Source organism: Bacteroides sp., from assembly GCF_030151085.1.
Taxonomy (GTDB): domain Bacteria; phylum Bacteroidota; class Bacteroidia; order Bacteroidales; family Bacteroidaceae; genus Bacteroides.
The window spans coordinates 25489-38529 of sequence record NZ_JASLER010000069.1 but is presented as its reverse complement, the minus strand read 5'-3'; the positions used below and the strand labels follow the sequence as shown (position 1 = coordinate 38529).

The window sequence follows — 13041 nt, the reverse complement described above, 5'->3', positions numbered from 1 at the left end:
AAATGCTACCATAATTGCTACACCTGCAAAGAAAAATCCTTCCTCGATTGTTATTACGTATAGAAAATGTATATTTGTACATTGTTCATAAACTTAACATGGAAAGACAATGATAACAAGCCAATTGCTACAGCCTGCCAGTATCGTGGTGGTGGGAGCCTCTAATAATGTACACAAGCCGGGAGGTGCTATTCTGAAGAATTTGATCAATGGGAAATACGCCGGAGAACTTCGTGCAGTCAATCCTAAAGAAACAGAAGTACAAGGCGTAGCGGCTTTTGCCGATGTGAAGGATATTCCTGATACAGACCTTGCCATCCTTGCTATTCCGGCAAATCTTTGTCCGGATACGGTGGAATTATTGGCTTCGGAAAAGCAGGTGAGAGCTTTTATCATACTGTCTGCCGGCTTTGGCGAAGAGACCCATGAAGGAGCCATGCTGGAAAACCGGATTTTGGATACGGTAAATAAGTATGGTGCTTCTTTGATAGGCCCCAATTGTATCGGTTTGATGAATACCTGGCACCATAGTGTCTTCAGCCAACCTATTCCGAACTTGCATCCGCAAGGCGTGGACTTGATATCCAGCTCGGGTGCAACAGCCGTATTTATCTTGGAGAGTGCAGTAACGAAAGGGTTGCAATTCAACTCTGTCTGGTCTGTGGGCAATGCCAAGCAAATCGGTGTGGAAGATGTACTGCAATATATGGACGAACATTTCAATCCGGAAACAGATTCTAAGATAAAGCTACTGTATATAGAGAGTATCAGTAACCCCGACCGCCTGTTGTTTCATGCCTCTTCGCTCATAAAGAAAGGGTGCAAGATTGCAGCCATCAAAGCCGGTAGCAGCGAGAGCGGTAGCCGGGCAGCTTCTTCACATACAGGAGCTATTGCCAGCAGTGATTCGGCAGTAGAGGCTTTGTTCCGTAAGGCAGGTATTATCCGTTGCTATTCTCGCGAGGAACTGACGACTGTAGGGTGTATCTTCACTCTACCTGAACTGCGAGGCAAGAACTTTGCCATTATCACCCATGCCGGAGGCCCCGGCGTAATGCTAACGGATGCTTTGAGCAAGGGCGGACTGAATGTTCCCAAATTGGAAGGCCCTCTTGCCGAAGAACTAAAAAGCAAACTATTCCCCGGTGCATCCGTGGGAAATCCAATAGACATTCTAGCTACAGGTACACCCGAACATCTGCGTATCTGCCTGGAATATTGCGAAGAGAAACTCGACAACATTGATGCTGTAATGGCTATCTTCGGTACTCCGGGATTGGTAACCATGTTCGAAATGTACGATGTGATGCACGAGAAGATGCAGAATTGCAAGAAACCAATCTTTCCGATTCTTCCTTCCATCAATACGGCGGGAGCCGAAGTGGCCGCTTTCCTGGCAAAAGGTCATGTGAACTTCTCGGATGAAGTAACATTAGGCACTGCTCTATCCCGGATAGTGAATGCGCCGAAACCTGCCAATAACGAGATAGCACTCTTCGGAGTGGACGTACCTCGTATCCGCAAGATTATTGATTCCATACCCGAGGATGGATATATCGAACCACATTATGTTCAAGCATTGCTTCACTCAGCCGGAATACCGGTGGTAGAGGAGTTTGTATCGGCAGGTAAAGAGGAAGTACTTGCTTTCGCTCGTCGTGCCGGTTTCCCGGTGGTAGCAAAGGTGGTAGGCCCTGTACACAAATCGGATGTGGGTGGCGTGGTATTGAATATTAAAGGTGAGCAGCATCTGGCATTCGAGTTCGACCGAATGATGCAGATACCTGAGGCGCGTGCCATAATGATACAACCTATGCTAAAGGGAACGGAACTGTTTGTTGGTGCAAAGTATGAAGAGAAATTCGGTCATGTGGTGCTTTGTGGTTTGGGAGGCATTTTCGTGGAAGTGTTGAAAGATGTATCTTCCGGTATGGCTCCCTTATCGTACGAAGAAGCTTATTCTATGATTCATTCGTTGCGTGCTTACAAGATCATTAAGGGTACACGCGGTCAGAAGGGAGTAAATGAAGATAAATTTGCCGAGATAATAGTGAGGTTATCTACCTTGTTGCGCTTTGCCACCGAGATAAAAGAAATGGATATTAATCCGTTGCTTGCCACTGAGAAATATGTTATAGCGGTAGATGCCCGCATCAGAATAGAAAAAAGTTAGCTTTTTTACAAAGAAAGGAATACTATGTATGCAGTATTCCTTTTTTACGTGCATTTTATAGAATATAATTTAAATTGAGAGAATGCTATGAAGAAGGGAAAGCAACGATGGTTGCAAATTTTTAACCGGTTGATGTCTGGTATACTTGTCTTATTGGGTTTTACAGCATGTAGTAACGTTATGAACGGTGATGAACCTTGTATGTATGGGCAGCCTCATGCTGATTATGAGATCAAGGGCAAAGTACAGGATGCGGAAGGTAAACAACCTATAACGAATGCACGGATTATTGTGAAAGAACTAGACCAGAATAATAAGCCGTGGCATAGTTATCCTGATACGTTAAGTACCGGTAAGACCAATGAATATATTTATAAGAACAGTGGCACCAACTATGGAAGGTTCCGAGTGATTTGCGAAGATCCGTCAGGAGCGTATAAAGCAGATTCTACGGATGTAGAGATGCATCCGACGGGTGGTGAAGGCTGGTATCAAGGTAGCGATAGCAAAGAAGTGAACTTTAAATTGAAAAAGACAGAAGAATAAAATCAGTGGGTACACTTTCCATTCGTAAACGTTTAGCACTGGAAATTGCGCGGAAGATGCGCAATAACTTGAAAGAGTTGCATCCGTTGAGGCAACTCTTTTGGGAGTGTACGCAGCGCTGTAATTTGCATTGCAAACATTGTGGCAGCGATTGCAAGCGTACGTCCACTATCAAGGATATGCCTGCCGAAGATTTCTTGCGTGTAATCGATTCTATTACTCCGCATATCAATCCCAATGTCGTAAGTATTGTTATTACCGGTGGTGAGCCGTTGATGCGTGAAGACTTGGAGGAAGTGGGACTTGCCCTCTATCGTCGTGGCTATCCGTGGGGCATCGTCTCTAACGGGCTCTATCTGACCAAAGAACGTTTGCAGCGGTTGATGAAAGCGGGACTTCATTCCATTACTATCAGTCTGGATGGTTTACCCGAAGATCATAACTGGCTGCGAGGACATCCGGAGAGCTATACGCGGGCGATGGATGCCATCAAAAGGTTAGTACATGAACCGGAACTGGCATGGGATGTGGTAACCTGTGTCAATCGTCGGAATTATCCTTATTTGGATGAATTGAAAGCATCTTTATATAAGATAGGTGTCCGCAATTGGCGCCTGTTCACCATTTTTCCCGTAGGGCGTGCCGTACAGTATCCTGAATTTCAGTTGACCGATGAAGAGTTCACAGGTGTGTTAGATTTCATCAAGCGTATTCGAAAAGAAGGTAAAATGCGTGCCAACTACTGCTGTGAAGGTTTCTTAGGCAATTATGAGGGGGAAGTACGGGATAATTTCTTCTCTTGCAATGCGGGCCTTAGCGTAGGCTCTATCCTGGCAGATGGTTCTATTTCTGCTTGTCCCAGTATCCGAAGTGATTTTCATCAGGGAAATATTTATCAAGACGACTTCATGGACGTATGGGAGCATCGTTTCCAGTCATTCCGCAATCGTGAATGGATGAAAGAAGGTGCTTGCGCCGATTGTGATTTCTTCCGCTATTGCGAAGGAAATGGCATGCATCTGCGGGATGAAAAGGGGGAATTGCTGCTCTGCCATATGAAGAGGTTGCATACTTAAGTCCAATTACTTTTTGGGGAGATAATACTTTTATTCATTGGGACGTTTTTTATATTGTTCTTATATGATTTGGCTTATATTTGGGGTCTAAACACATAGAATATATGAAAAACATTGGTCTGAAGAGAGCAATAATTGTTATTGCTAGCCTGATTTGTTGCATTACTGGTTATGCACAAACAGTAGGAGAACACTACTATTTTGAAAGTCTCAATATCCGAGACGGATTATCTCAAAATACGATACATACTATTTTGCAGGATAATAAAGGGTTCATGTGGTTTGGAACGAAAGATGGTCTGAATCGCTATGATGGTTTATTCTTCAAGAAGTTTAAGTACGATAGAAAAGACGCACGGAGTATTAGTGATAATTATATTATCTCTCTTTATGAAGATGTGGATGGAAATATATGGATTGGAACAGATGTAGGCCTGTATATTTATTATCCGGAAACTGAAGTGTTTGAACCCTTTAAACAACTAAGTTCTGAAAATACGAAAATAGAGCATACAGTCTCTATGGTCAAAGGAGATAACAAAGGGCATATTTGGATTGCCGTGGAACGCCAGGGAATATTTTGCTATAACCTGCTGACAAAGCAATTGAAGAACTATACACTTAAAGAATTCCCCTTTATAAAATCGAATGTAAACACTCTGACTTATGATAATAGTGGAGCCATTTGGATAGGATGCAACGGAAGTGGTTTGTTTTATTCGAAGGATAACTTTCAAACCCTTCATCCTTATATTTCATCGGATGGACAGAAGGCTTTTGAAAACGATGTGATTACAAAGACGCTGTTAGGGGCTTATAATTCTTTGTTTGTAAGTTCGATTGCCGGGGGAGTTAAAGCAATAGACTTGACTTCGGGGAGAGTACGTGATTTGTTAGTGTTCGATGAAAGAGGCGAAAAGATATGGTGCCGTGATTTGTTGGCTTTTTCTGATAATGAACTTTGGATTGGATGCGAATCAGGTGTATACATTTACAATCTTCGAACAGATAAATATGTCCATTTAAGTAGCTCTGCATATGACCCCTATTCTTTGTCGGATAATGCGATCTATTCATTGTATAAAGATCGTGAGGGTGGTGTTTGGATAGGTTCTTATTTTGGTGGTATAAACTATTATCGTCGTTCATATACTTGTTTCGAAAAATACTATTCTAAAGGGACTGAAAGTAGCCTACATGGGAAACGTGTGCGCGAGTTCTGTCGGGACAACAGAGGAAATCTATGGATTGGTACGGAGGATGGCGGACTGAATTGTTTTGATCCGTTGGCCAAGCAGTTTAAGTTTTTTAATCCAAGTCTTGGCTTTACTAATGTGCATGGCTTGTGTTTGATAGGCGATGAACTTTGGGTGGGTACATTCTCTAAGGGATTAAAAGTAATCGACACACGTACCGGAAGTATTGTGAGGTCGTATGAATATGGTAATACTCCCCGTTCTTTAAATGACAATAATGTTTTTGCTATTTGTGAAACGAAGGCCGGAGAAATCTATATCGGAACTGGTTATGGTTTGATGCGATATAATAAGAGTACAGATACTTTTGAGCAATTGCCGGAACTGTGCGGAACTTTTATATACGACATAAAAGAAGATACTGGAGGTAATATATGGTTGGCTACGTACGTAAGTGGTGTTTTCCGATATGATGTGAGTACGAAGAAGTGGAAAAATTATCTTCATGATGATAAGGATGAGAAGAGTCTCTCTTATAATAAGGTTTTAAGTGTTTTTGAAGATTCACACCGTAATATATGGTTGACTACGCAAGGAGGAGGTTTTTGTTTGTTTCACCCTGAAACGGAAAACTTCACGCGTTATGATACGAGTAAAGGCTTGCCTAATGATGTTGTATATCAGATTGTAGAAGATGATGATGGACTATTTTGGCTTACTACAAATAGTGGTTTGGTGCGCTTTGATCCTGCAAGTGGAGCTACGAAAGTATATACTACGGCTAACGGATTATTGAGCGATCAGTTTAATTATCGTTCAAGTTTTAAAGGTAAGGATGGTACAATCTATTTCGGAAGTATTGATGGCTTTGTGGCTTTCAATCCCCATACTTTCTCAGAAAACAAATATGTTCCTTCTGCTGTAATTACTGACTTCCTTCTATTTAATAAAGAGATGCATGTGGGTGATGAAAATTCTCCTTTGGCAAAGAATATTATATTTTCAGAGAAATTGCTATTGCATGCCAATCAGAATTCTTTCTCATTTCGCTTGGCTGCTTTGGGATATCAAGCTCCGAAGATGAATAAATTGATGTATAAGTTGGAGGGCTTTGATGAAGAATGGCTGTTGGTGGGTGAAAGCCCATTGGTAACATATTCTAATCTACATTATGGGGATTATGTCTTTCGGGTGAAAGCTTCCAACAGTGATGGTATTTGGAACGAACGCGAGACGATATTGAAAATACGTATTTTGCCTCCTTTCTACCTTTCGGTTTGGGCTTATATTATTTACATTCTATTATCAATTGGAATAATTGTCTATCTCTACCTTTATCTGAAGAGCCGGAATGTCAAAAAGCAGCAAAGGCAGATGGAGAAGTTCGAACAAGAGAAAGAACGTGAAATATATAATGCCAAATTTGACTTTTTCACCAATGTGGCCCATGAAGTACGTACTCCTCTAACTTTGATTAAAGGTCCATTGGAGAATATCATTCTGAATAAACATGTTGATATGGATGTGCGTGAGGACTTGAATATTATGAAGCAAAATACAGAGAGATTATTGAACCTTACTAATCAGTTATTGGACTTCCGTAAAACAGAAAGTCAGGGATTTTGCTTGAACTTTGCCCGATGTAATATTACGGAAGTGTTGAAAGAGACCTATCTACGATTTACTTCCCTTGCTAAGCAAAAAGATTTGGAGTTTACTTTGAGAGTGCCCGAAGAAGAACTGTATGCATCAATAAATAGAGAAGCCTTTACTAAAATCATCAGTAACCTTCTAAGCAATGGGATGAAATATGCGGAAACTTATGTACATATATCCTTGAGTGTAAATCAGGCTATACCTGATAAAGAGTTTTATATCCATACAGAGAATGATGGTTCCACTATTCCTGATGCAATGAAGGAAGAGATATTCAGACCATTTGTTCGTTATAATAAAGATAAAGATGAAAAATTGACGACTGGTACTGGAATAGGATTGGCTTTATCTCGTTCTTTGGCAGAATTACATCAAGGAAGCCTGGTCATGAATAAAGGGGAGGAAGTCAACCGTTTCTGTCTGACAATGCCTATGGTACAGGAAGGTACTATCACATTTGCTCCGGAGAAAACGTTGCTGATAAAAGAAGACCTAGCGGATGATACACCTGAAAATAAGGAGGTAGATAAAAAAGGAAAACCAGTGGTATTGGTGGTAGAAGATAATAGTGAAATGCTTGCTTTTGTTTCACGCCAGTTGTCGGCCAGTTATTCTGTATTGAAGGCTGCCAATGGGGCTGAAGCACTAAAGATATTGGATGAAAAAGATGTGAATGTTATTATTAGCGATGTAATGATGCCTGTCATGGACGGTTTTGAACTATGTAAATCTATTAAGTCGGAACTGAATTATAGTCATATACCAGTAGTTCTGCTGACTGCAAAAACTGATATTCAGTCCAAAATAGAAGGATTGGAACTTGGTGCTGATGCTTATATCGAAAAACCGTTCTCGGTGGAATATCTTAATGCTTGTGTGGCTAACTTGATAAATAACCGTGAGAAACTGAGACAAGCATTTGCAAAATCCCCGTTTATTGCTGCAAGTTCTATGGCTCTGACAAAAGCCGATGAAGAGTTTATTCAGAAGCTGAATGAGATAATTCATGCCAATATTAGTAATCCTGATTTCAGTATGGAAGATATGGCAGACTGTTTTAATATCAGCCGTTCTAATTTTTATCGAAAGATAAAAGGAGTACTCGATTTATCACCTAATGAGTATTTAAGACTGGAGCGTTTGAAACGTGCCGCACAATTGCTGAAAGAGGGGGAATACCGTATTAATGAGATTTGCTATACGGTTGGTTTTAACTCTCCATCTTATTTCTCAAAGTGCTTTCAGAAACAATTTGGGGTACTTCCGAAGGATTTTCCTCAGTAGAGACGATTTTTGCAGGATAGGGACGTTTCTTTCATTTATTGGGATGTTTGTTTTAGCCCTAAAATGGACTATCCGCTACTTTTGCCAATGACAATTAGAACCTTTAATTAGAAACATTTTAAATCTATCACACTATGTTTATCATTGATAGTTATTCATTGGCAGTATTGTTCTGTTTCATTACAATGCTTTGTTGGGGCTCCTGGGGAAACACTCAGAAATTAGCCGGTAGCCGTGTATGGCGGTATGAGTTATATTATTGGGATTATGTAATTGGCGTTTTGCTTTTAGCCCTTATTGCTGCATTTACTATGGGGAGTAACGGCGAACTGGGTCGAAGCTTTGTTGCTGATTTATGGCAGGCTGATTCCTCTAATTTGGCTTCGGCCTTTGTTGGAGGAGTGATATTTAATCTTTCTAATATTCTTCTTTCAGCATCAGTTTCTATTGCGGGCATGTCTGTTGCTTTTCCATTAGGAGTGGGGTTGGCTTTGGTACTGGGGGTATTCATCAACTACTTCACCACTCCGCAAGGCAATCCGGTTTATCTGTTTATGGGTGTTCTATTGGTTATCATTGCAATTGTTTTTAATGCCTGGGCATATAAAAACATAGGCAAAGGTGAGAAACAACAACAAGCTAAAGGGATTGCAATAGCTATTATCGCAGGAATTTTGATGTCTTTCTTCTTCCGCTTTGTCGCGGGCTCTATGGATTTGCAAAACTTTGAATATCCTGAAGCAGGAAAGATGACACCATACACGGCAATGGTCGTATTTTCAATAGGTATCTTTATAAGTAACTTCATTTTTAATTCTATTGCCATGAAACGTCCTTTTGTGGGAGCTCCTACGTCTTATAAAGACTATTTTGCAGGTAGCTTCCGTTTGCATGCTGTGGGCTTGCTGGGTGGAGCTATATGGGGGATAGGCAATCTTTTTAGCTTATTGGCTGCGGAGAAGGCCGGTGCTGCCATTTCTTACGGATTGGGACAGGGTGCCACGATGGTAGCTGCTTTTTGGGGAGTGTTCATTTGGAAAGAGTTTGTAGGTGGTCCTAAGATAAATAAGATTTTACTGACATGTATGTTTATCTTGTTTTTGTCAGGAATTGGTTTGATTATCTATGCAGGACTTTGAGAATAAGAAACTTAAATGGATAGTAGTATGAACAGAAAAAAGAAAATAGTAGTAGTTGGTAGTACAAATGTTGATTTGATAGCTCGTGTAGCCCATTTGCCTCAACCGGGTGAAACGATTGGAGAAGCGGGATATACTACCTCTTTTGGAGGTAAAGGGGCTAATCAAGCACTTGCTGCCACTCGTTCGGGGGGAAATGTAACATTTGTTTCTTGCCTTGGAGATGATGCTTATAGCGATGCACTTGTTTCCTCCTTTGCAAGTAGTGGCATGCATGTAGATTATATTCAGCAATGCCCCGGACAGCCAACAGGAGTTGCTTTTATCTTTGTTGCAGAAAATGGTGAGAACTGTATTGCAGTAGCACCCGGTGCTAATAATCTGCTGCAGGCGGATAAAATAGATGCAATACTTCCTGTAATAAAGGAAGCCGATGCATTGGTTTTACAGTTGGAAATACCTTATCAATCAGTGATTACACTGATTGATTATGCTCAAAGTGTGGGAACTAAGGTTATCTTGAATCCTGCTCCTGCTAGAGAAATCTCTACTGAGGTGTTGGATAAAGTAGACGTCCTCATCCTGAATGAAACGGAGGCTTCGCTTATAACAGGACAATCATTGATTACTTCCGAACCAATATCTATTGCCCGAACTTTATGCAAGAGGGAAGGACAGATCGTAATTCTGACACTAGGAAAAAAAGGATCGGTTGTCCTATCAGGAGATACCGAAGAACAAATACCTTCTTATGCAGTGAAAGCTGTGGACACAACAGGAGCAGGCGATACGTTCTGTGGGGCTTTTGTTGCCCGATGGATAGAAGATGGACAATTGATGGAGGCTATACGTTTCGCTACAGCGGCGGCAGCATTATCCGTTACCAAGGTTGGTGCGCAATCGTCCATACCTCTTGAGGTGGAAGTTCTTGATTTCTTGGACACTAAATAGTAGATTATAAACAGCTGTTATATGATAATAAATTGACTTTTTAACTTTAATCAAAATGCTAAGTATGAAATTGGAGAATACAAAATGGCTTAGATATTTCTTTCTATTGATATGTATAGGAATATCTGTATGTGTGAATGCGGCGAATGGCAAGAGTACTGTGAATGGTCTGGTAACAGATACGGAGGGATTGCCTATTATTGGAGCTAATATTCTAGTGAAAGGACAAACATTAGGAGTAATTTCGGATATTGAAGGAAAATTCTCTATCACGGTTTCTTCACCTAAGGATGTGTTGGTAATTTCTTATATTGGTTATGAGTCTGTTGAGGTAGTGGTTGGCGACAGAACGGTCATAAACGTTAAACTGGCCGAAAGTTCTAATATGCTGAATGATGTTGTAGTCATCGGATATGGTTCTATGAAGAAAGGAGAGATAACAAGTGCTATTACTAACGTGAAATCCGAAGACTTTATTCAAGGTGTAGTGAAAGATGCGACTCAATTGCTACAAGGCAAGGTTGCAGGTTTGCAGATGTCCAGCCCTTCGGGTGACCCTACGACTGGAACGGAAATTAATATTCGTGGTGTGTCTACAATCTCTGCTTCATCTGCCCCACTCATTGTGATTGATGGAATTCCCGGGGGTAGTCTGAACTCGATTGCTCCTGAAGATGTAGAAACGATTGATGTGTTGAAAGATGGTTCTGCAGCAGCTATTTATGGTACAAGAGGTACGAATGGAGTTATTATTATTACCACTAAAAAGGCAAAACAAGGTAAGGCTACTTTGGAATATCACGGATATGTAGCTTTTGAATCAATACAGAAACAAACAGACGTCTTGACAGCATCTGATTATAAGAAATTGGCACAAGACCCTTTGTTTAAAGATAAGATTAGTGATGAAGGTAGTAATGTGGACTGGATTGACGCTATTACACGTAATCCGGTGAATCATACTCACAATGTGTCTTTGCGTGGTGGTACGGAAAAAACAAATTACATTGCATCAATGACTTACCGTAAACAAGATGGTATAATGTTGAATACCGGAAAAGAAGCACTCACCTTTAAGATCGGCATCAACCATTCTATGATGGATGATAAGTTGAAGGTACAGTTGAATATCAACAATTCTACAATCACACAGAATGTCACCTGGTACAATGCTTATCTACAGGCTTGTTTAATGAATCCTACACGCCCTGTTTATAATGAAGATGGTTCTTACAAAGAATATGGCACTTCTTATAAGCCCTATAATCCTGTATCTCTTTTGAATGAGGAAACAGATCAGGAAAAGTGGAATCAACTTCTGGCAAGTGGTAAGGTGATTTTCTCACCGATTGCAGGATTAAACTTGAGCGCAATGGTTGCTATGCAACGCTATGATTCGATGAGAGATAAATGGAATACTTTTAATTATTTCACTACGACCATTGAAAATAAGAATGCCGAAGTTACTAAGTGGGCATCCGGAAGTATGGATAGAACTTTGGAGTTGACAGCCGACTATTTTAAAGCAATCGGAAGTCATGAATTCTCAGCTTTGGTTGGCTATAGCTATCAGGATTTTGAAAGACAAGGCAGTCAGATGTATGCCATGGACTTTCCTACAGATGCATTCGGACCGTGGAACATTGGTACGGCACAGTCAACGAAGGACGGCAAATCGACCATGAGTAGTTATAAAAACGGTAATAAGCTGATCTCTTTATTTGGACGTCTTACTTACAACTATGACAACAAGTACATGTTGATGGGAAGTCTCAGACGTGAAGGTTCTTCCAAGTTTGGAAAGAATCATAAGTGGGGATGGTTTCCGGCTGTCTCTGCCGGTTGGAGAATCAGTGAAGAAAGCTTCATGAAAGATATTAAGTTTGTTGATGATTTGAAGCTAAGAGTAGGTTTTGGTGTAACTGGTACAGAACTGACAAACTCCTATCAATCTTTGGTACTACTTAGTTACTCCGGCGTAGGTATGATGAACGGACGATGGGGACAGGGTGTTGTGCCGGCTTCCAATCCTAATCCTGACTTGAAGTGGGAGACTAAATCGGAATGGAACTTAGGTATTGATTTCTCTTTGTTGGGCAGACGTTTGAATGGTACAATTGATTTGTATCAGCGTACTACTACTGATTTGTTGTCTGAGTATCAAGTTCCTGTACCGCCTAACTTTATCAGTACAATGTGGGCGAATGTGGGTAAAATAAGAAACAGAGGTATTGAAATAGCTTTGGATGGCGAGATAATAAGAACGAAAGATTTTAGTTGGAGCCTGGGTGGTAACTTCTCTTACAATGCCAATAAACTTTTGTCTCTCTCCAATGACAAGTATAAGAGAGACTATTGGTATACAGGATGGACAAGCTCGGGGATTCAGCAGACAACACACATTGTAAAGGAAGGTGAACCGATAGGAAACTTCTATGGTTGGAAAGCTGTAGGGCTGACAGACGATGGATTATGGTTGGTGGAAGGTGCCGATGGCAAACCTAAGTTGGCAAGTGAAGCCGGGCAGGAAGACAAGCAAGTAATAGGAAATGGTTTGCCAAGCATGTATGCAGGCTTAAACACAACACTGCGATATAAGAATTTGGACTTGGGAATTTCTTTGAGAGGAGCATTCGGCTTTGAAGTATTGAATGAGTACAGAATGCATTGGGAAACTATGAAACGCATCAGCGAAGCGAACTTGCCGGCATCTGTTTTGAATAAACCTTTCGGTGGGAAGTCCTATGTTTGGGATTCGCACATGTACAATAGTTATTATGTAGAAAAGGGAGATTATGTGAAACTGGATAATCTGACATTGGGCTATACGCTTCAATTGGATAATAAGTATCTGAAGAGTGCACGTTTGTATGTAACCGGACACAATTTACTGACCATTACCGGATATAAAGGTTTGGACCCCGAAGCTAGTATAAAGGGACTCGATCCGGGAGTGGAGCGTAGAGAGTTATATCCGACAGTCCGTTCGTATACAGTTGGTGCTATTGTTAAATTTTAAA

7 protein-coding genes are annotated in these 13041 nt (G+C 40.8%); all 7 read left to right on the top strand.

What is annotated here, in order from left to right; genetic code table 11:
* Window positions 1-109: 109 nt before the first annotated feature.
* The 7 genes from Q1W14_RS13880 (at window position 110) to Q1W14_RS13850 (ending at window position 13040) form a co-directional block, all read left to right on the top strand.
* Window positions 110-2173, top strand: a complete 2064-nt coding sequence (locus Q1W14_RS13880; protein WP_300702360.1) for an acetate--CoA ligase family protein — start codon at window positions 110-112, stop codon at window positions 2171-2173.
* A gap of 87 nt (window positions 2174-2260) precedes the next feature.
* Window positions 2261-2719: a radical SAM-associated putative lipoprotein gene (locus Q1W14_RS13875; protein ID WP_300702358.1), complete on the top strand. Its 459-nt coding sequence runs from the start codon at window positions 2261-2263 to the stop codon at window positions 2717-2719.
* Window positions 2720-2724: 5 nt separating this feature from the next.
* On the top strand, window positions 2725-3795 hold the full coding sequence (locus tag Q1W14_RS13870) for a TIGR04133 family radical SAM/SPASM protein (protein WP_300702355.1): 1071 nt from the start codon (window positions 2725-2727) through the stop codon (window positions 3793-3795).
* Window positions 3796-3914: 119 nt separating this feature from the next.
* Complete coding sequence (locus Q1W14_RS13865) at window positions 3915-7931, top strand: hybrid sensor histidine kinase/response regulator transcription factor (RefSeq protein ID WP_300702466.1); 4017 nt, start codon at window positions 3915-3917, stop codon at window positions 7929-7931.
* Window positions 7932-8065: 134 nt separating this feature from the next.
* Window positions 8066-9070, top strand: coding sequence for a GRP family sugar transporter (locus Q1W14_RS13860; RefSeq protein ID WP_300702353.1), 1005 nt, complete (start codon window positions 8066-8068; stop codon window positions 9068-9070).
* A gap of 27 nt (window positions 9071-9097) precedes the next feature.
* Window positions 9098-10021 (top strand): ribokinase, encoded by a 924-nt coding sequence (gene rbsK / locus Q1W14_RS13855; protein ID WP_300702351.1) that lies wholly within the window; start codon window positions 9098-9100, stop codon window positions 10019-10021.
* 55 nt (window positions 10022-10076) lie between these two features.
* On the top strand, window positions 10077-13040 hold the full coding sequence (locus tag Q1W14_RS13850; protein ID WP_300702349.1) for a TonB-dependent receptor: 2964 nt from the start codon (window positions 10077-10079) through the stop codon (window positions 13038-13040).
* The last annotated feature ends 1 nt before the right edge of the window (window position 13041 follow it).